This is a genomic window from Nonomuraea sp. NPDC001699, assembly GCF_053596455.1.
Map to the genome: position 1 here is coordinate 281,106 of NZ_JBSFGF010000002.1, position 18,319 is coordinate 299,424.

Annotated in this window: 19 protein-coding genes and 1 pseudogene; 18 read left to right on the forward strand and 2 right to left on the reverse strand. The window is 73.9% G+C overall.

Annotated features, from left to right (window positions below):
• From ACWCSU_RS06835 to ACWCSU_RS06865, 7 genes are read left to right on the forward strand one after another with little or no spacing between them, the layout of a single operon-like run.
• The gene (locus tag ACWCSU_RS06835; protein ID WP_449934078.1) at positions 1 to 2,013 is read left to right on the forward strand and encodes a molybdopterin oxidoreductase family protein; all 2,013 of its coding nucleotides are present in this window, start codon (positions 1 to 3) and stop codon (positions 2,011 to 2,013) included.
• Positions 2,010 to 3,404: an FAD-dependent oxidoreductase gene (locus ACWCSU_RS06840; RefSeq protein ID WP_449934080.1), complete on the forward strand. Its 1,395-nt coding sequence runs from the start codon at positions 2,010 to 2,012 to the stop codon at positions 3,402 to 3,404. The genes ACWCSU_RS06835 and ACWCSU_RS06840 overlap by 4 nt, the downstream gene beginning before the upstream one ends.
• On the forward strand, positions 3,401 to 5,827 hold the full coding sequence (gene nirB / locus ACWCSU_RS06845) for a nitrite reductase large subunit NirB (protein WP_449934082.1): 2,427 nt from the start codon (positions 3,401 to 3,403) through the stop codon (positions 5,825 to 5,827). Before ACWCSU_RS06840 ends, nirB begins: the two co-directional genes overlap by 4 nt.
• Positions 5,824 to 6,144 carry a nitrite reductase small subunit NirD gene (nirD, locus tag ACWCSU_RS06850; protein ID WP_357698349.1) on the forward strand — a complete coding sequence of 107 codons (321 nt, stop codon included), beginning with the start codon at positions 5,824 to 5,826 and terminating at the stop codon, positions 6,142 to 6,144. Before nirB ends, nirD begins: the two co-directional genes overlap by 4 nt.
• Before the next feature lie 52 nt (positions 6,145 to 6,196).
• Positions 6,197 to 6,928: a class I SAM-dependent DNA methyltransferase gene (locus ACWCSU_RS06855; RefSeq protein WP_449934084.1), complete on the forward strand. Its 732-nt coding sequence runs from the start codon at positions 6,197 to 6,199 to the stop codon at positions 6,926 to 6,928.
• Positions 6,928 to 7,911 carry an iron-containing redox enzyme family protein gene (locus tag ACWCSU_RS06860; protein WP_364090442.1) on the forward strand — a complete coding sequence of 328 codons (984 nt, stop codon included), beginning with the start codon at positions 6,928 to 6,930 and terminating at the stop codon, positions 7,909 to 7,911. Before ACWCSU_RS06855 ends, ACWCSU_RS06860 begins: the two co-directional genes overlap by 1 nt.
• Complete coding sequence (locus ACWCSU_RS06865; RefSeq protein ID WP_449934086.1) at positions 7,908 to 8,996, forward strand: glycosyltransferase; 1,089 nt, start codon at positions 7,908 to 7,910, stop codon at positions 8,994 to 8,996. Before ACWCSU_RS06860 ends, ACWCSU_RS06865 begins: the two co-directional genes overlap by 4 nt.
• On the opposite strand, the pseudogene ACWCSU_RS06870 reads toward ACWCSU_RS06865, so the two are convergent.
• Positions 8,960 to 9,073: pseudogene (locus ACWCSU_RS06870) on the reverse strand (hypothetical protein); the annotation flags it as partial. The gene ACWCSU_RS06865 and the pseudogene ACWCSU_RS06870 sit on opposite strands and share 37 nt — an antisense overlap.
• 356 nt (positions 9,074 to 9,429) lie before the next feature.
• Between ACWCSU_RS06870 and ACWCSU_RS06875 the strand changes: the two are divergent.
• The 3 genes from ACWCSU_RS06875 to ACWCSU_RS06885 all read left to right on the forward strand — a co-directional run bounded on the left by ACWCSU_RS06875 (position 9,430) and on the right by ACWCSU_RS06885 (position 11,041).
• Positions 9,430 to 10,005 (forward strand): YybH family protein, encoded by a 576-nt coding sequence (locus tag ACWCSU_RS06875; RefSeq protein WP_357698341.1) that lies wholly within the window; start codon positions 9,430 to 9,432, stop codon positions 10,003 to 10,005.
• Between the two features lie 70 nt (positions 10,006 to 10,075).
• Positions 10,076 to 10,357, forward strand: a complete 282-nt coding sequence (locus ACWCSU_RS06880) for a metal-sensitive transcriptional regulator (protein ID WP_352322745.1) — start codon at positions 10,076 to 10,078, stop codon at positions 10,355 to 10,357.
• Positions 10,358 to 10,399: 42 nt separating this feature from the next.
• Positions 10,400 to 11,041, forward strand: a complete 642-nt coding sequence (locus ACWCSU_RS06885; RefSeq protein ID WP_449934089.1) for a class I SAM-dependent methyltransferase — start codon at positions 10,400 to 10,402, stop codon at positions 11,039 to 11,041.
• 166 nt (positions 11,042 to 11,207) lie between these two features.
• Here ACWCSU_RS06885 and ACWCSU_RS06890 read toward each other — a convergent pair whose 3' ends face one another.
• Entirely contained in the window at positions 11,208 to 11,450 is a 243-nt protein-coding gene (locus ACWCSU_RS06890; protein ID WP_364090434.1) for a VOC family protein, read from the reverse strand.
• Between the two features lie 57 nt (positions 11,451 to 11,507).
• Here ACWCSU_RS06890 and ACWCSU_RS06895 point away from each other — a divergent pair, with 57 nt between their 5' ends.
• From ACWCSU_RS06895 to ACWCSU_RS06930, 8 genes are all read left to right on the forward strand, one after another.
• Positions 11,508 to 11,975: an alpha/beta fold hydrolase gene (locus tag ACWCSU_RS06895; protein WP_449934092.1), complete on the forward strand. Its 468-nt coding sequence runs from the start codon at positions 11,508 to 11,510 to the stop codon at positions 11,973 to 11,975.
• 54 nt (positions 11,976 to 12,029) lie between these two features.
• Positions 12,030 to 12,917 carry a hypothetical protein gene (locus tag ACWCSU_RS06900; RefSeq protein ID WP_449934094.1) on the forward strand — a complete coding sequence of 296 codons (888 nt, stop codon included), beginning with the start codon at positions 12,030 to 12,032 and terminating at the stop codon, positions 12,915 to 12,917.
• A 190-nt stretch (positions 12,918 to 13,107) separates the two neighbouring features.
• Positions 13,108 to 13,446 (forward strand): NADH-quinone oxidoreductase subunit A, encoded by a 339-nt coding sequence (locus tag ACWCSU_RS06905; RefSeq protein WP_449934096.1) that lies wholly within the window; start codon positions 13,108 to 13,110, stop codon positions 13,444 to 13,446.
• Positions 13,437 to 14,579, forward strand: coding sequence for a hypothetical protein (locus ACWCSU_RS06910; RefSeq protein WP_449934098.1), 1,143 nt, complete (start codon positions 13,437 to 13,439; stop codon positions 14,577 to 14,579). The genes ACWCSU_RS06905 and ACWCSU_RS06910 overlap by 10 nt, the downstream gene beginning before the upstream one ends.
• A gap of 119 nt (positions 14,580 to 14,698) precedes the next feature.
• Positions 14,699 to 15,619 carry an NADH-quinone oxidoreductase subunit H gene (locus tag ACWCSU_RS06915; RefSeq protein WP_449934761.1) on the forward strand — a complete coding sequence of 307 codons (921 nt, stop codon included), beginning with the start codon at positions 14,699 to 14,701 and terminating at the stop codon, positions 15,617 to 15,619.
• Positions 15,616 to 16,113, forward strand: coding sequence for an NADH-quinone oxidoreductase subunit J (locus ACWCSU_RS06920; protein ID WP_449934100.1), 498 nt, complete (start codon positions 15,616 to 15,618; stop codon positions 16,111 to 16,113). The genes ACWCSU_RS06915 and ACWCSU_RS06920 overlap by 4 nt, the downstream gene beginning before the upstream one ends.
• A complete protein-coding gene (gene nuoK / locus ACWCSU_RS06925) occupies positions 16,110 to 16,415 on the forward strand; it encodes an NADH-quinone oxidoreductase subunit NuoK (RefSeq protein ID WP_357698325.1) in 306 nt (101 codons plus the stop codon). The genes ACWCSU_RS06920 and nuoK overlap by 4 nt, the downstream gene beginning before the upstream one ends.
• A complete protein-coding gene (locus ACWCSU_RS06930) occupies positions 16,412 to 18,319 on the forward strand; it encodes a proton-conducting transporter transmembrane domain-containing protein (RefSeq protein WP_449934102.1) in 1,908 nt (635 codons plus the stop codon). Before nuoK ends, ACWCSU_RS06930 begins: the two co-directional genes overlap by 4 nt.

The following is an 18,319-nucleotide window of genomic DNA, read 5'->3' on the forward strand; positions in this document are numbered from 1 at the left end:
ATGACCAGGACACACTGCCCCTACTGCGCGCTGCAGTGCGGCATGGAGATCGGGCCGGGGCTGGAGATCAGCCCCAGGACCGACATCCCGGCCAACGCCCCCGGCGCGCTGTGCCAGAAGGGATGGACGGCGGCCGAGCTGCTCACCAACGGCGAACGCCTGACGACGCCGCTGCTGCACGGCGAGCCGGTGGAGTGGGAGGCCGCCCTCGACCACATCGCCGACCGGCTGGCCGGGATCCGCGCCGAGCACGGCCCCGACGCCGTGGCCGTGTTCGGCGGCGGCGGCCTGACCAACGAGAAGGCCTACCAGCTCGGCAAGTTCGCCCGGGTCGCGCTCGGCACCAGCCAGATCGACTACAACGGCCGCTTCTGCATGTCCTCGGCCGCCGCCGCCTCCATCCGCGCCTTCGGCCTGGACCGGGGCCTGCCGTTCCCGGTCACCGACCTGGACGACGCCGACGTCGTGCTGCTGGCCGGCGCGAACGTGGCCGAGACCATGCCGCCGCTGGTCCGCCACCTGTCGGGGCCGCGGCTGATCGTCGTCGATCCGCGCCGCACCCCGACCGCCGGGCTCGCCTGGCTGCATCTCCAACCCGCGCCCGGCACCGACCTGGCCCTCGCGCTCGGGCTGCTGCACCTGGCGATCGCCGACGACCTCGTGGACGCCGACTACGTCGCCGCCAGGACCACCGGGTTCGACGACGTGCGCACCTCGCTGGCCTCCTGGTGGCCCGAACGCGTCGAGCGGGTCACCGGGGTGCCGGTGCACCGGATGCGGCAGGCCGTCCGCGCGCTGGCCGCCGCCCGCAACGCCTACGTCCTGACCGGACGCGGCGCCGAACAGCACGCCAAGGGCACCGACACCGTCACCGCGTACGTCAACCTGGCCCTCGCGCTCGGACTGCCCGGCCGGTACGGCTCCGGCTTCGGCTGCCTGACCGGCCAGGGCAACGGCCAGGGCGGCAGGGAGCACGGCCAGAAGGCCGACCAGCTCCCCGGGTACCGCAGGATCGACGATCCGGCCGCCCGCGCGCACGTCGCCGAGGTGTGGGGCGTGCGGGCCGAGGACCTGCCGGGGCCGGGGCGGTCGGCGTACGAGCTGCTGGACGCGCTCGGCACCCCGCGGGGGCCGCGGGCGCTGCTGCTGTTCGGGTCCAACCCGGTGGTCTCGGCTCCGGGGTCCGCGCGCGTCGGCGGCCGGATCGCCGGGCTGGACCTGCTGGTGGTGGCCGACGTGGTGCTGTCGGAGACCGCGGCGCGGGCCGACGTGGTGCTCCCGGTCACCCAGTGGGCCGAGGAGGACGGCACGATGACCAACCTGGAAGGCCGCGTGCTGCTCCGCCGCCGGGCCGTCGCGCCGCCGGAGGGCGTCCGCAGCGACCTGGACGTCGTCGCCGGGCTGGCCGCCAGGCTCGGGCACCGCTTCGACGCCGAGCCGGCCGCCGTCTTCGACGAGCTGTGCCGGGCCACCGCGGGCGGCGTCGCCGACTACTCCGGCATCACCTACGAGCGCATCGCCGCCGAGACGGGTGTCTTCTGGCCCTGCCCGTCCGCCGGCCACCCCGGCACGCCCCGCCCGTTCCTGGACCGCTTCGCCCACCCGGACGGCCGCGCCAGGTTCGTCCCGGTCGAGCACCGGCCCGCGGCGGAGGAGCCCGACCAGGACTACCCGGTGTACCTGAGCACCGGCCGGATCCTGTCCCACTACCAGAGCGGCGCCCAGACCCGCCGGATCGCGTCGCTGGTGCGGGCCGCCCCCGAGCCGTTCGTGGAGCTGCACCCCGACCTGGCCGAGCAGCTCGGCGTCGCCGCGGGCGACCTGGTGCGGGTCAGCAGCCGCCGGGGCCACAGCAGGGCGGTGGCCAGGATCAGCGACGCCATCAGGCGCGACACCGTGTTCATGCCCTTCCACTGGGAGGGCGCCAACCGGCTCACCAACCCGGCGCTCGACCCGGTCTCCGGGATGCCGGAGTTCAAGGTCTGCGCGGTCAGGGTGGAGAGGGAGTCATGAGGCTCGTCGTCGTGGGGAACGGAATGGCCGGGTCGCGCCTGGTCAGCGAGGTGCGGGCGCGCGACCCGCGGATGCGGGTGACCGTGTTCGGGGCCGAGGCGGGGCCGCCGTACAACCGGGTGCTGCTGTCGGACGTGCTGGCCGGCGGTTCGCGTCCCGACCAGGTGCGCCTGCTCGATCCGTCCTGGTACGCCGCGCACGCCGTCGAGGCCGTGCCCGGCGCGGAGGTCGTCCGCGTCGACCGGGACACCAGGCACGTGGTGACCGCGGACGGGCGGCGCGAGCCGTACGACGTGCTGGTCCTGGCCACCGGCAGCGAGGCGGTCGTGCCGCCGCTCCCCGGCGCGGGGCGGGCCGTCCCGTTCCGCACGCTGGAGGACTGCGAGCGGATCATGGAGGCCGCCGGGCGGGCGCGCCGGGCGGCCGTCGTCGGCGGCGGGCTGCTCGGCGTCGAGGCCGCCCGCGGCCTGGCCGGGCGCGGCCTGCCGGTCACGCTGCTGCACCTGGCCGGGCACCTGATGGAACGCCAGCTCGACGCCGAGGCGGGCCAGGTGCTGGGCGAGACCCTGGCCGGGCTCGGCGTGGCGACCCGAACCGGCGTCAGCGCGGCCGCGGTCGAGCCGGACGGCGTCCGGCTGGCCGGCGGCGAGCTGGTCGAGGCAGACCTGGTCGTCCTGGCCTGCGGCGTGCGCCCGGTCACCGGGCTCGCCGCCGAGGCGGGGCTGGAGGTGCGGCGCGGCGTCGTCGTGGACGACGAGCTGCGCACCGACGACCCCTCGATCTTCGCCATAGGCGAGTGCGCCGAGCACCACGGCACGGTGTACGGCCTGGTCGCCCCCGCCTGGGAGCAGGCCGCCGTGGCCGCCGAGGTGATCACCGGCGGCCAGGCCCGCTATCGCGGCTCCCGGCTGGTCACCAGGCTCAAGGCCGAGAGCGTCGAGCTGGCCGCCATGGGCGAGACGCACCTCGGCGAGGAGCACGCCGAGGTGGTGCGCTTCAGCCACCGCGCCCGCGGCACCTACCGCAAGCTCGTCATCCGCGACGGGCGGCTGGTGGGCGCGATCCTGCTGGGCGAGAGCGACGCCGTCGGCACCCTCACCCAGCTCTTCGACCGCGGCGGCCCGGTGCCCGGCGACCGCGCGGGGCTGCTGTTCCCGGGCCTGTCGTCGGCGCCTGTCGCCGGCAGCCCGGTGCTGATGCCGGACGCCGCCGTGGTCTGCCGGTGCAACGACGTGACCAAGGGACGCATCCGGGCGTGCTGGGAGGCCGGCGCCCGCGACGTGGCCGGGGTGGCCGCCGCCACCAGGGCGACCACCGGCTGCGGCACCTGCCGCGACGCCGTGGAGGGCATCGTCGGCTGGCTGTGTGAGCAGGAAGGAGTTCCGGTATGAGGATCGTCGTCGTCGGGTACGGCCCGGCCGCGCACCGCTTCGTGGAGACCCTGGCGGGCCGGGGCTTCGACGGGCGGGTCACCGTCATCGGGGAGGAGCCGCGTCCGGCCTACGACCGGGTGGCGCTGACCTCGTACCTGTCGGGGACCAGCGTGGCCGACCTCACCTATCCGGTGCCCGCCGGGACCGTGACCAGGCTGGGCAGCCGCGCCGTCGCCGTCGACCGGGAGGCGCGGACGGTGACCGTCGAGGGCGGGGCCGCCGAGCCGTACGACGTGCTCGTGCTGGCCACCGGGTCGGCGCCGTTCGTGCCGCCGGTGCCCGGACGCGAGCACGCCCACGTCTACCGCACCATCGAAGACCTGGACGCCATCCGCGCGGCGGCCGCCGACGCGGCCGAAGGCGTCGTGGTCGGCGGCGGCCTGCTCGGCCTGGAGGCGGCCGACGCGCTGCGGACGCTCGGCCTGCGGACGCACATCGTCGAGATGAGCCCCTGGCTGATGCCGCGCCAGGTGGACGAGGGCGGTGGCGCGGTGCTCAGGGGCCACGTCGAGGCCCTCGGGCTGGGCGTGCACGCCGGCGCGGGCGTCCGGGAGGTCGTCACCGGCCCGGACGGCCGGGTCGCCGGGCTGCGCACGCCGGACGGCACGCTGATCGAGGCCCAGGTGGTGGTGTTCTCGGCGGGCGTCAGGCCGCGCGACGAGCTGGCCAGGGCGTGCGGGCTGGAGGTGGGCGAGCGGGGCGGCGTCGTGGTGGACGCCGGGATGCGTACCTCCGACCCGTCGATCTACGCGATCGGGGAGTGCGCGCTGGCCGGCGGCATGGTCCACGGCCTGGCCGGGCCGTGCAACACGATGGCCGAGGTGGCCGCCGACCGGATCACGGGCGGGACGTCCTCGTTCGCGGGCGCGGACCTGTCCACCAGGCTCAAGCTGCTCGGCGTCGAGGTTGCCCAGTTCGGCGCGATGGACGGCGCCCTCGACGTCACCTACATGGACCCGGTGGCCGGGGTCTACAAGAAGCTGTTCATCAGCGACGACGCCCGGACCCTGCTCGGCGGCATCTGCGTGGGGGACGCGGGGCCGTACGCGGCGTTGCGGCCGTTCGTCGGCAAGCCGTTGCCCGCGCCGCCCTCCGACCTGCTGTTCAGCGGCTCGGGGGCGCGGCTCGACCTGCCCGACGACGCCCAGGTCTGCTCGTGCAACAACGTGTGCGCGGGGGACGTCCGGCACGCCGTCACCGGCCTGGGCGTGACCGACGTGCCGGGGCTCAAGGCGTGCACGCGGGCGGGCACCACGTGCGGGAGCTGCGTGCCGATGCTCAGGCAGTTGCTGGAGAGCTCCGGCGTCGAGGTCGGCAAGGCGCTGTGCGAGCACTTCGCGTTCTCGCGGGCCGAGCTGTTCGACATCGTCCGGGTACGGAAGATCACGACGTTCTCCCGGCTCGTCGCCGAGCACGGGCAGGGGCGCGGCTGCGACGTCTGCAAGCCGGCCGTGGCCTCGATCCTGGCCTCGCTGCACAACGGGCACGTGCTGGACGGCGAACGGGCCGCGTTGCAGGACACCAACGACGCCTTCCTCGCCAACATCCAGAAGAACGGCACGTACTCGGTCGTCCCGCGCATCCCGGGCGGTGAGATCACGCCGGACAAGCTCATCGTGATCGGCGAGGTCGCCCGCGACTTCGGGCTCTACACGAAGATCACCGGCGGGCAGCGCATCGATCTGTTCGGCGCCCGCGTCGAACAGCTCCCGGACATCTGGCGGCGGCTCGTGGACGCCGGCTTCGAGTCCGGCCACGCCTACGGCAAGGCCCTGCGCACGGTGAAGTCCTGCGTGGGCTCCACCTGGTGCCGCTACGGCGTCCAGGACGCGGTCGGCCTGGCCATCGCCCTGGAGTTGCGCTACCGCGGCCTGCGCTCGCCGCACAAGCTCAAGTCGGCCGTGTCCGGCTGCGCCCGCGAGTGCGCCGAGGCCAGATCGAAGGACTTCGGCGTCATCGCCACCGAGCAGGGCTGGAACCTATACGTCGGCGGCAACGGCGGCTTCCGTCCCCGCCACGCCGACCTGCTGGCCACCGACCTGAGCACCGACGACCTGATCAGGACCGTCGACCGGTTCCTGATGTTCTACGTCCGCACCGCCGACCGGCTGCAACGCACCGCCGCCTGGCTGGAGTCGCTGGACGGCGGCCTCGACCACCTACGGAAGGTGATCATGGAAGACTCTCTCGGCATCTGCGCCGACCTCGACGCCCAGATGGAACAGCACGTCGCCACGTACGCCGACGAGTGGGCGGCGACCCTGGACGACCCGGAGAAGCTGGGCAGGTTCGTCAGCTTCGTCAACGCCCCCGGCGTGCCCGACCCGTCGATCGTGTTCGCCGCCGAGCGCGGCCAGATCAGGCCGGTGACGGCCCGATGAGCTGGACCGCGGTCTGCGAGTACGCGGCCCTGCTGCCGGAGCGCGGCGTCTGCGCGCTGGTCGGCGGCCGGCAGGTGGCGCTGTTCCGCACCCACGACGGGCACGTGCACGCCCTGGACAACCTCGACCCGTTCAGCGGCGCGTACGTGCTCTCGCGCGGCATCGTCGGCACCAGGCGGGGCGAGCCCACCGTGGCCTCGCCGCTGCACAAGCAGGTCTTCTCACTGGTGTCGGGGACCTGCCTGGACGAGGAGGCCGTCCAGGTGCCCGTGTACGCCGTACGGGTGGCGGGCGGGCGGGTGGAGGTCAGCGTTTAGCCGATCAGGCCACGGGCATTGACCTGCTGAAACACGGGGACAGGGGGTGTGCGTGGCCTACGACCCCTCCGCCTACGGGCGCCGGATCGCCGACATCTACGACGCCACGGTGACGGAGCTGCCGACCGGCGACGCCGTCGAGCGGCTGGCCGCGCTGGCCGACGGCGGCCCGGTGCTGGAGTTCGGCATCGGCACCGGACGGCTGGCGCTCCCGCTGGCCGCCCGCGGCCTGAGCGTCGCCGGGATCGACGCCTCGCCGGAGATGACGCGCGAGCTGCGCGCCAAACCCGGCGGCGAGGCCGTCCCCGTGACGGTGGGCGACTTCTCGGCCGAGCGGGTCGAGGGCTCGTACGGGCTGGTGGTGCTGGCGATCAACACGATCTTCGCGCTGCCCACCCAGGAGGCGCAGGTCAACTGCTTCGCCAACGCGGCGCGGCATCTGCGCGCGGGCGGGCGGTTCGTGGTCGAGGCGTGGGTGCCCGACCCGGCCGCCTTCCGCGACGGCTCGGCCCTGCGGCTGCTGTCGCTGGCGCAGGACGTCGTCCTCGTCGAGGCGGCCACCCTCGCCCCCGCCACCCAGCACATGCGCACCACCCGCGTACGGCTGACGGACCAGGGCGTGCGGCTGCTGCCCGCCGACCACCGCTACGCCTGGCCGTGCGAGCTCGACCTGATGGCCAGGCTGGCCGGGATGGCCCTGGAACACCGCTGGGCCGACTGGATCGGCACCCCGTTCACCGACGAGAGCCGCGCGCACGTCTCCGTCTACCGCAAGGCCGCGTGATGCGCCTGCCGCCCGCGCGTGGCCCGCTCACCGACCTGCTCTTCGACCGGCTCGCCCGGCCGCCCGCGACGCTGCCCGAGCCGCCCGCCCCCGCCGATGACGAGGATCTCCAGCTCGCCCTGTTCGCCTGCTACGAGCTGCACTACCAGGGCTTCGACGAGGTCGACGACCGCTGGGAGTGGGAGCCGTCGCTGCTGCGCCTGCGCGGCCTGCTGGAGGGCCGCTTCGAGCGGGAGCTGGCCGAGGCCGTGCCGCGTCCCGGGCCGGTGCCGCCCGGCGAGGTGCGGCGCGCGCTCACCGCGATGACCGCCGAGGACGAGGACGAGCCGTCGGTCTCCCTGTTCCTCCAGCGCGAGGCCGGGATCGAGACCTTCCGCGAGTTCGTCGTCCACCGCTCGATCTACCACCTGAAGGAGGCCGACCCGCACACCTGGGCGATCCCGCGCCTGCGCGGCCGGTCCAAGGCCGCCCTGGTGGAGATCCAGGCCGACGAGTACGGCGGCGGCCGCCACGAGCGCATGCACTGCGAGCTGTTCGGCCACACCATGCGCGGCCTCGGCCTCGACGACTCCTACGGCGCGTACCTGCCGAGGGTGCCCGCGGTCACGCTGGCCGTCAGCAACGCCATGTCGCTGTTCGGGCTGCACCGGCGGCTGCGCGGCGCGCTGGTCGGACATCTGGCCGCGATCGAGATGACCTCGTCGCTGCCCAACCGCCGCTACGCCATGGGCCTGCGCCGGCTGGGCGGCGACGCGGCGACGGCCCGCTTCTTCGAGGAGCACGTGCAGGCCGACGCCGTGCACGAGCAGATCGCCGCGGGCGACCTGTGCGGCGGCTTCGCGTCCGCCTGCCCCGCCCTGACCGGCGACGTCCTGTACGGCGCCGCCTGCGCCCTGGCCCTCGAACGCCGCTGGGCCGGGCACGTGCTCGGCCGCTGGGAACGCGGCGCCTCCTCCCTGCTCGACCGGCCGGTGCCCGCGTGATCGACCTCGACTACGTGATCCCGCTGCGCTGGCAGGACGACTCCGGCCTCGACGAGCTGACCGGATACCTGCGCGCCCTCGCCCCGCACGTACGCGTGACCGTGGTGGACGGCAGCCCGCCCCAGCTGTACGCCCGGCACGCCCGCCGATGGCGCTGCCTGGTCCGGCACGTCGGCCCGGCGGCCGGCCTGTCCTTCGCCAACGGCAAGGTCAACGGCGTGACGACCGGGCTGCGGCTGGCCCGGGGCGACCGCGTCGTGATCGCCGACGACGACGTGCGCTACGACCTGGCCGCCCTGGCCGAGACGCACGCCCTGCTCGCCGACGCCGAGCTGGTCAGGCCGCAGAACTACTTCGACCCCGCCCCCTGGCACGCCCGCTGGGACACCGCCCGCACCCTGCTCAACCGGGCGTTCGGCGCCGACTACCCGGGCACGTTCGGCGTCCGGCGGTCGTTCTTCCTGGCCATGGGCGGCTACGACGGCGACGTGTTGTTCGAGAACCTGGAGCTCGTCCGCACCGTGCGCGCCCACGGCGGCCGCGAGCTGCGTCCGCCCGGCCTGTACGTCCGCCGCCTGCCGTGCGACGCGCGGCGGTTCTGGTCGCAGCGGGTGCGGCAGGCCTACGACGACCTCGCGCAGCCGGTGCGGCTGGCGTCCTTCCTGGCGGTGCTGCCCGCGCTGGCCCTGGTACGCCGGCCGCTGCCGCTGCTGGCCGCCGCCGGGGCGGCCGTCGGGCTGGCCGAGGCCGGGCGGCGGCGGGCCGGAGGGAGGCGCGTCTTCCCCGCCTCGGCCTCGCTGTTCGCGCCGGTGTGGGTGCTGGAGCGGGCGGTGTGCTCCTGGCTGGCGGTGGGCGCGGCGTGCACGGGCGGCGTGCCGTACGCGGGAGGCAGGCTCGCGCCGGCCGCCCACTCGGCGCGGTGGCTGCGCGAACGGGCTCAGAAGTCGGCGGGCGGGTCGGGCTCGCTGGACGCCTGGAAGCCGACGGACTTGTGCGAACCATCGCAGAACGGCTTGGTCGACGATCGGCCGCACCGGCACAGCGCGACCGTGGCCCTTCCCGGGTCGATCGGCTCGCCGTCCTGAGTCAGCAGCTCGAAGGAGCCCCGGATCAGCAGCGGTCCGTCCGCACAGGGTGTGACGGTGGTCGTCGGCTCGTCCATCGCCGTCACCTGCCCCGCCGACCGGCCGGCTACACGGCCTCGACCGGTGGAAAGACGTGCGGGGAACGGTGAGCCGCAGGCAGGACGCACCGCCGCCCGGACCGGACGCTGGCGCAGCGTTCGGCGTCCTCGCGCTGGGGCAGTGGCTCGGGGTTCGCCTGTGTTGGCCGCACTGGAGGGACGCTATAGGCGGGCCTTCCCCGTCCGGTCTCGGCGCGGCAACGATCGTGGCTCTGAACGATCACACCAATGACAGTGAAGCGTGACCGTGAGTAATACCGGCCCGAGGTAAAGGGGTCGTGCGGAGTGCCTAAACCGGGCATTCGGTGACGACTGGCGCGGGCATCAACCCGGCCATGAGCAAGATTTTTCAGCGCAGGGCACTCCTGCTGGCCGCTGTCGTCCCCGTCGTCCTGGTCGCGGGCTGCTCCTCGGGGAGCAACACGCAGGCGATGAAGGGCGAGGCCAGCCCGGCGACGCCGACCGAGACCATGATGACGCCCACCGAGACCGGCATGGAGTCGCCGACCGCGACCGAGACCACCACCGAGACCGCCACGCCGACGGGCACCGCGCCGGCCGCCACCCAGCCGCGCGCCGCCGTCCAGAACTACTTCAACGCCCTGAAGTCCGGGGACGTGAACCAGATCGTGAAGTCGTTCACCGACGACGCCGTGGTGGCCATGGACGGGGAGGCGACGGCCACGGGCGCGCAGGCCATCCGCACCGTGTTCCAGCAGAAGCTCCAGGACGGCAACGACGTGAAGAACGCCACGCACACCATCGACGAGACGCGCAACATGGGGAGCCAGGACGCCTTCGCGCGCTCGACCAGCAAGCAGGGCGACACCAACTACCGCGAGTTCTTCGTGCTCACGCACCAGGGCAGCCAGTGGCTGATCTCGCGCTTCATGAACAACCAGGGCGGCTGACGGATCTCGCTCGGAATACGGTAGGGGGGTACCGTGTTGCGGTCGGTGTAGCGAGCGAGAGGACCGGGAGATGGCCGGGTACACCGACGGCAAGCAGGACCACCTCCGGCGGCTGCGCCGGATCGAGGGCCAGGCGCGGGGCATCCAGCGCATGGTGGAGGACGACAAGTACTGCATCGACATCCTGACCCAGGTATCGGCGACGACCAGCGCGTTGCAGTCGTTCGCGCTGTCGCTGCTGGAGGAGCACATGGCGCATTGTGTGGTCGAGGCGGCACGCAAGGGCGGGGCCGAGGCGGAGGCCAAGGTCAAGGAGGCGGCCGACGCCATCGCCCGCCTCGTCCGTTCGTGACGGCCCGCGCGGCCTTCCCAGGGGCGGGTTAGCTTGGGGGACGTGCAGGATCTCTCGCGGTTCCAGAATCCCCGCTTCGCGCAGGCGTACGAGCGCATGAGCGCCGAGTCGGAGCGGCGCGGGGCGGCCGAGCACCGGCGGCGCCTGCTGGCCGGGCTGGGCGGGCGGGTGCTGGAGCTCGGCGCGGGCAACGGGATGAACTTCGCGCACTACCCGGCGACCGTGCGCGAGGTGGTGGCCGTCGAGCCCGAGGACCGGCTGCGCGAGCTGGCCGGCCGGGCCGCGGCCGGTGCGCCGGTGTCCGTGCGGGTGGTGGCCGGGCATGACGCGGACCTGCGGTTCGAGGACGCCTCCTTCGACGCCGTGGTGCTCTCGCTGGTGCTGTGCTCGGTGCCGGACCAGCGGGTGACGCTCGGCGAGGTGTCCAGGGTGCTCAGGCCCGGGGGTGAGGTGCGGTTCTACGAGCACGTGCGCTCCTCGCGGGCCGCCGGCGCGCTGGTGCAGGATCTCGTGACGCCGCTGTGGCGGCGGATGGCCGGCGGGTGCCGGCTCAACCGCGACACCGAGCGCGCCATGACCGACTGCGGGCTGGTGGTCGAGGAGCGCGAACGGTTCGCCTTCCGGCCGTTGCCGTTGTCGCCGAGTATGCCGCACATTCTGGGACGCGCCAGAAAACCGGCTTGACCGGCCGATCCGAACCTGTGGCAAAAAACCGGTTTGACCGGTTGTCTGGCCGGCCCGAATCTGCGGCACATTCCGGGACGTGCCGGAAAACCCGGTTGACCGGCCGGTTTCGTCGCGGTGACTTTGGCGATAAATCGGGAAATATGGGCTTTTGTTGTTGCGCGCGTTATTGTGCTGCGGTGTCGCCGGGGATGCGCGGAGTGATGCGACGCTGATCCACCAACGCCAGATAGACCGCGAACGCCCCTTGCGCCCACATCCCGGCCTGCTGCGCGGTCAGCCGGACCTCCTCGCCCTCATGCGTGACGATCAGATAACCGCCCGGCGCGCGTCGCCAGGCCACCAATACGTTCTCGTAAACCAGAACGTCGAGCATCGCGGTCAGATATTCGCCTCCGGTGGCGGACACGGCGTAAGCCTCCTCGCCCCTCGCCGAATTCTCGCCCTGATTCGTGCTGACTCCATTGTGCTCGCCGTACCGGAAATTGTCGCACCCGACTGGCAGGGTTTCCGGCATGCACGCCCTCTCCGTTCCCGGCTTCCGCCGGCACAGGCCGATCCCGACCTGTTCTTCGGCCACTTCCTCGACCTGTGGTCGGCCGGCCCCGACACGGTCCCGCCCGACGTGCGCGCCGCCTACCTGGCGGCCTGCCGCACCCCCTCGGCCATCCACGCGATCTGCGCCGACTACCGCGCCGGCGCCTTCGACGACGTGGCCCACGACCAGGCCGACCGCGCCGCGGGCCGCCTGATCGCGGCTCCCACGCCGGCCGTCTGGCAGGACCCGGGCGGTCACGCCCTGCCCTTCGACCCGGCGGCCGTCTGGCGTTCCTGGGCCCCTGACCTGTGCACCCTCGTCCTGCCCGGTGGTCACTTCCTGCCCGAGTCCCAGCCGGAGGCCGTGGCCGAGGCGATCGGCGAGCTGCTCCTCTGATCGGCGGGTGGAACCTGGCGGGGCCGGGCGGTGTATGGGGTGCGGAGGTGCACGATGAAGAGAACTCTGGCCGTACCGATGGTTGCGGCCGTTGTGCCGACCGTCCGGCTGTCCGTCGTGTCGGCGGTTCGGGTGGTCGCCGTGGTGGCTGTTGTGCTGGCCGCTCTGGCGGCGTCCGTCCGGTGGGAGGCTCCGGCCTTCGCGTCCGTACGCGGGGGATGGGCGGTGACCTACCTCGATCCGCCGCCGACGGTGTTCGCGGGCGGGACTCCGTACACGGTGGGGTTCTGGGTGTTGCAGCACGGCACGCATCCGTACGTGGGCAAGCTCGACCCCGTCGGCCTGCGCCTCACCCGTGCCGACGGCAGGACCGTCACCTTCCTCGGCACCCCGCTCCCGGAGGCCGGCCACTACGCCACGTCGGTGGTCGTGCCGGACGGGGTGTGGAAGGTGACGGGCGTCCAGGGCTGGTTCGAGCCTTATGCGGTGGGGACGCTCACGGTTCCGGGGCGGCTGGTGGTCGACCCGGTGCCGCCGGACAGGGTGGCGACGTTCGGTGGGGGAGGGGAGGACCCTTGGGGCGCGGTCCGGCCACCGGGGTTCCCTGCGGGCAAGACCGCGCCCGTGTTGACGAGGGGCGAGGCGGAGGCCGAAGGAAGCGCGACCACCGGTGGCCCGTCCGGGCAGGTTCCGTCCGGGCGGGTTCCGTCCGTGGAGGCTCCGGGCGCCGGGGCTGCGGGGCGTGAGGGGGCGGCCGATGGGGTTCTGGGGGGTGGGGTTCCGGCGTACGCGCTGCTGCCGGCGGCGGTGGGCGGCGCCTTGGTGATGCTCTTGGCGTTACGCCTGCCTCGTCTGGTGGGCAGGTCCCGCCGTCCCGGTTCGCATGCTGAGGATCCTCCCGGTGCGGATGGCTCGACGGAGACCCTCACCATCGGACGCTGATCCCGACCTCGGCCCCGGCTCTCGTCGGCGGGCTGCGCCGGGGTGCGGGTGCTTGCCGGCGGGGCGTCGTGTTTGGGCTGGTGACGGGGGTGTTCGCAGGTGGATGTCGGTCGTGGGGAAGGTGGTTCTCGGTTGCTACGGTGAGGAGCAGGTTGTACTGATCTTCGGGGCTCTGCGGCAGGTGAGAGCGGTGGGCGCTGTGCTGGGGCTCGTGGCGCTGCTCGCCGCCGGGGTCGCCGGGGTCTATCTGGCCTCCCTGGTCCTGTCGCCTCGGGGAGTCGTGCGGGTGGGGCCGTTCCTGTCCGGGGCGCGGGCGCGGGAGCACGCCGTCTCGCGCTTCCACGTCCGCTGGTACGCCGTGACGCTGGTCTTCCTGGCCTTCGACATGGAGATGGTCTTCATGTACCCGTGGGCGCTCGTGGTGGCCGAGGTGGGGGTCCCGGCGGTGGTGGAGATGTTCGCCTTCCTGGGGCTCCTGCTGGTCGGGGTGCTGTACGCGTGGCGGGAAGGGGCGTTCCGGTGGGCCTGAGGGGGTGGCTCCTTCGGCAGGCGGCGCTTCGGCCCCGGGTGCTCGTCGTCCCCTCCCCGTACGGGACGGGGGCGCGGTTGCTGGTGGAGGCGGAGGTGGGCCGTCGTGGCTGGCCGGTGGCGGCGTCCCCGGCGGAGGCGAGCTTGGTGGTGGTGTGCGGACGTCCGGGGCCGGAGCTGGCGGGGGCCGTACGGGGGGTCTGGGGGGCCGTTCCGGTCCCGAGGGCGTTGGTGGGACTGCCGCCGGACGTCTCGGGTGGTGAGGTCGTGGCCGCGTTGGACGGGGCGGCTCGCGTCCTGGGGGATGAGCGGGGTCAGTGGGCGGACGCCCGTGACATGGCCTCGGGTTCGTCCGGGGACGGCGCGGGCGAACCGCCCATGGCTGAGCGAGGGGCCGATCGGGACGGGCTGAAGCTGGATCGGCTGCACGTGCCGTTGGGGCCCGTACTCGTGGACTGGCCTGCCGGTCTGGTGGTGGAGACCGTCCTGCAAGGGGACGTGATCCAGGAGGCGCAGGTGAGGGCCCTTTCGGCCGAGGGCGCGCGGGGTGCGTTCTGGGAAGCGCGGCCGGGGGAGCGCCGGGAGGAGACGCGGCGGCGTACGGCGGCGGCCCGTCTGGACAGCCTCGGCAGGCTGCTCGGCGTGGCCGGGTGGCCGGCTGCCGCGAGAGAGGCCCGTCGTCTGAGGGATCGCCTGCTCGCGGGCGCCGTCGATGACGGGGACAGGCGTCGGTGCGTCCGGTTCACGCGGCGGGTGCGTCGGTCGTGGGTGCTGCGGTGGATGTTGCGCGGCGCGGGCCAGATCGGCCCCGACGCCCCGACACGGCTTCAGGGGGACGCCCTGGATCGCCTGCACCGATGGCTCGACGAGATCGAAGCCATGGTCGGGGTGGCGGAGCCCGGGGAGGCGGGTGAGCGTGACGGGGGTTCCAGGGTGGTGAGGGAGTGGGGTGGGCGCGAAGGGAGCGTCGGGGCCTTCGGTGGCGGGAGGGGGTCGGTGGGTGAGGTGCTGGCGTTGTTGCCGGGTCTTCTGGTCGGTGCCGAGCTCGCTGTGGCACGGCTGATCGTGGCCGGTCTCGATCCGGACCTCGACCGACTTCCAGCGGGGGCGGAGGCCGGAACGCGGGACGGGTGAGTCCGGGCGGGCAGCCCGAGCCGGTGAGTCGGGGGCGGGGCGGCCGGGTGGTGAGTTGGGGTGTCGTCGCTGCCGAGGGGGGCCTGGGGAGGGGGCGGCGAGGAGGCGAAGGGGTGCTGATGGCAGCGGGGGTGATGGCCTTGGGGATGGCTGCGGGGGTGGTGGCCTTGGGGATGGCGGTGTTGGTGTGGGGGGCGGCGGCCTTTGACGCGGCGCTCGGAGGGGCCCGGGGGGTCCGGGGGGTGGTGGGGGCGCCGTTCAGGGAGGGGGCGCGGTTGGTGGTGCAGCAGCGGCGGCGGACGGATCGGGCCGACGTCCTGCTCACCCGGGCCGGGGTCGTGGTGTTGCCGCTGGCCGCGTTGCTGGCCGCCGTCGTCCTGCCGGTCGGGGGTGCGCCGGTACTGGACATGGGCGCGGGGGTGGTGTGGTTCAACGCCATGGAGGTGTGCGTCTGGGGGGCTCTGTGGCTGGTCGGATGGGGGGTCAACGCCGTGTGGCCGCTGGTCGGCGGCTACCGGTTCCTGGCCCAGGGCATGGCGTACGAGCTGCCGCACATGTTCGTGCTGATCACCGCGGGCGTGGGGGCGGGGTCGTTGCGGTTCGCGGACGTCGTGGCGGCGCAGCGGGGGTTGTGGTTCGTGGTGTGGATGCCGGTCGCGTTCGTGGTCTATCTCGTCTCGGCGGTGGCGATGGCGTTCTGGGGGCCGATGGGGCAGCCGGTCGGCCGGGACGTGTGCGGCGGCGTGCCGGGCGAGCTGGGCGGGCCGGACCGGCTGGTCTTCCTGGCCGGACGGTACGCGCTGCTGGTCGTGGCGGCGGCCGGGGCGGTGCCGTTGTTCCTCGGGGGCGCGGCGGGGCCCGTGCTGCCCGGCTGGGGGTGGGGGCTGCTCAAGACCGTGGCGGTGCTGGCCGTGCTGGTGGTGGTCAGGCATCGGGTGCCGGTTGTGCGGATGGATCGGTTCGTGCAGTTCTCGTGGGTGGTGCTGATCCCGCTCACGCTCCTGCAACTGCTGGTCGTCGCGATGGCGGTGCTGCCATGAGCGCGGCGTTCTGGGGGCTGGCGGTCGTCGCGGTGGCGGGTGGGGTGGCGGTGTTCGTGGTGGACTCGATGGCGCGGGCGACGTTCGCGCTGCTGGTCTCCTTGCTGGCCGTGGGCGGGACGCTGCTGCTGATCGACCTGGAGTACCTGGGGGTGCTGGTCGTCCTCATGATGGTCATGGAGATGATGGTCATGGCCGTCTTCATGATCATGTACATGATGAACCCGGCCGGGCTCATGCCGATGAAGATGGTGCACAACCGGCGGGGCGCGGCGGCCATCGCCGGGACGGTGTTCGTCCTGCTGGCGGCCGGGGCGCTGCTCGCGGCCCCGCCGAGCCGGCGCGGACGGCCGCCGGCCGACCCCACGCACGCGCTCGGCCTGTCCCTGATGGGGCCGAAGATGCTGGTCATGATGGTCGTCGGGGTGTCCATCCTGGCGACGATGATCTCGGCCGTGCTGCTGGCCACCCACCGGGGACGGTACGACCGGTGACGCTCCAGGCCTTCCTGCTGCTGGCCGCCGCCCTGTTCTCCGTCGGCCTGTACGGCGTCCTGTCCCAGCAGTCGATCGTCATGCTCATGATGGGCCTCGAACTCATGATCAACGGCCTGATCGCGGCCGGCGGCGCCTTCTGGTACCACGTCGCCCCGGCAGCCGCGGACGGCCAGGTCCTCGTCCTGGTGGCGGTCACCGTGATGGCGCTGGAGATGGCGATGGGCTTCGCGGTCACCACGGCCGTCTTCCGCGCCCGCGACGTGGACATGACCGACGCCGCGGGAGACCTCAAAGGATGAGCCCGTCCCTGTGGCTGCTGCCCGCGCTGCCCGCCGTCGCCGGCGCGCTCCTGATCCCGGTACGCCGCGCCGCCGCCGCCCTGTCCGCCGCCCTGTCCGCCGCCCTGTCCGTCGCCACGGCCGTCGCGACGCTCGGGCTGGCCGTGCACGCGGCGGTGACCAGGCCCTCGGCGACGGCCCGGTTGATCTTCGGCGAAGGGCTGGCCGTGGACGGGCTCTCGGCGGTCATGGTGGTCACCGTGGCGGCGGTCGGGCTGGCCGTGCTGGTGTTCGCGGCCGGGGAGCGGCGGTCGGGGCGCTTCCACGGGCTCATGCTGATCTTCCTGGGCGCGATGCTGGCGACGGTGACCGCGACGGACCTCGTCCTGCTGCTGATGGGCTGGGAGGTCATGGGGGCGATGTCGTACGCGCTGATCGGCTACCGGTGGCGCGACCGGGAGCACGTACGGTCGGGCGCCGTCGCCTTCGTCACCACCCGGGCCGGCGACCTGGGCCTGTACGTCGCCTGCGGCGCGGCGCTGGCCGGCGGCGGCGGGCTGGCGCTCGCCGGGCTGCCGGGGCTGCCGCCGCCGTGGCGCGACCTGGTGGCGGGCGGGGTCGTGCTGGCGGCGCTGGGCAAGTCGGCGCAGGGGCCGTTCGCGTTCTGGTTGTCGCGGGCGATGGTGGGCCCGAGTCCGGTCTCGGCCTTCCTGCACGCGGCGACCATGGTGGTGGCGGGGGCGTACCTGCTGATGCGGCTGCACGCCCTGCTCGCGGTCACCGGCTGGGCGGCGGCGGTGGTGGCCTGGACGGGGGCCGTGACGGCGCTGCTGCTCGGGCTGGTGGCGGTGGCGCAGCGGGACCTCAAGCAGCTCCTGGCCGCCTCGACGTGCGCGCAGGTCGGCTTCATGGTGCTGGCGGCCGGGGTGTCGGCGGTGTCGGGCGGGACGGCCCACCTGGTCGCGCACGCGGCGGTCAAGAGCCTGCTCTTCCTCGCGGCGGGGGCCTGGCTGGCGGCGCTCGGCACCAAGGACCTGGCCGGGCTGCACGGCGCGGCGCGGCGGTTCCCGCTGGTGGGGGTGGTGTTCGCGGTGGGGGCGGCGGCCTTGGCGGGGGTGCCGCCGCTGTCGTTGTGGGTGACGAAGGACGCCGTCCTCGCCGGGGTCGGGCAGCCGGGCCTGCGCGTGGTGGCGTTCGCGGCGGGGATGGTGGCCGCCCTGTACGCGGGGAAGGCGCTGGCCGAGGTCTGGCGACCCGCCGACACGGCGACCGGGGCCGGGACCGCGACCGCGACCGCGACCGGGGCCGGGGCAGGGGCAGGGACCGGGACCGCGACCGGGGCCGAGCGGCGGGCCTCGGGTGGGGCGGCGGGGGCGGAGCTGCTGCCGCTGCCGGTGCTCGCCCTGGTGGCGGCCGGGTTCGGGGTGGTCGGGCTGCCTGCGGTGCACGGCTGGTGGTCCCGGCTGGTCGGGGATCCGGGCGCGCCCGGCCTCACCGCGGGTGAGCTGGCCCTGTCCGGGATCCCGGCGCTCGCCCTGGTGACCGCCGCGATCGCGGTGCGGCCCGGGACGTCCGCGTTTCCGTACGCGGGCGGGGTGTTCGGGCGGTGGCTGGGGTTGGAGAGGGTGGCGCGGGGTGTGGTATGGGGGCCGCTGCTGGGGGCGGCGCGGTGGGTGGCGTGGTTCGACGAGCGGGTCGTGCAGGGTGCGGTCGAGGCCGTCGCGCGGGCGGGGCTGGGGGCCGCGCGGCTGGCCGGGAGCCCGTTCGAGGCAGGGCTGGACGACCTCGTATGGCGGGCCGGCGGCGCCGTACGACGCCTCGGCGGGCTGGCCAGACGCCCTCAGACCGGGCAGGTCCACACCTACTTCGCCCAGGCCGTCGTCGCCCTCGTCGTGCTGGCCGTCGTGTTCGCGATCGTGAGGTGA

Excerpts from the sequence above, each read along its gene's own strand:
- ACWCSU_RS06835 (WP_449934078.1), top strand. The coding sequence starts at position 1 with ATGACCAGGACACACTGCCCCTACTGCGCGCTGCAGTGCGGCATGGAG.
- ACWCSU_RS06840 (WP_449934080.1), top strand. The coding sequence starts at position 2,010 with ATGAGGCTCGTCGTCGTGGGGAACGGAATGGCCGGGTCGCGCCTGGTC.
- nirB (WP_449934082.1), top strand. The coding sequence starts at position 3,401 with ATGAGGATCGTCGTCGTCGGGTACGGCCCGGCCGCGCACCGCTTCGTG.
- nirD (WP_357698349.1), top strand. The coding sequence starts at position 5,824 with ATGAGCTGGACCGCGGTCTGCGAGTACGCGGCCCTGCTGCCGGAGCGC.
- ACWCSU_RS06860 (WP_364090442.1), top strand. The coding sequence starts at position 6,928 with ATGCGCCTGCCGCCCGCGCGTGGCCCGCTCACCGACCTGCTCTTCGAC.
- ACWCSU_RS06875 (WP_357698341.1), top strand. The coding sequence starts at position 9,430 with ATGAGCAAGATTTTTCAGCGCAGGGCACTCCTGCTGGCCGCTGTCGTC.
- ACWCSU_RS06880 (WP_352322745.1), top strand. The coding sequence starts at position 10,076 with ATGGCCGGGTACACCGACGGCAAGCAGGACCACCTCCGGCGGCTGCGC.
- ACWCSU_RS06900 (WP_449934094.1), top strand. The coding sequence starts at position 12,030 with ATGAAGAGAACTCTGGCCGTACCGATGGTTGCGGCCGTTGTGCCGACC.
- ACWCSU_RS06915 (WP_449934761.1), top strand. The coding sequence starts at position 14,699 with ATGGCAGCGGGGGTGATGGCCTTGGGGATGGCTGCGGGGGTGGTGGCC.
- ACWCSU_RS06920 (WP_449934100.1), top strand. The coding sequence starts at position 15,616 with ATGAGCGCGGCGTTCTGGGGGCTGGCGGTCGTCGCGGTGGCGGGTGGG.
- ACWCSU_RS06930 (WP_449934102.1), top strand. The coding sequence starts at position 16,412 with ATGAGCCCGTCCCTGTGGCTGCTGCCCGCGCTGCCCGCCGTCGCCGGC.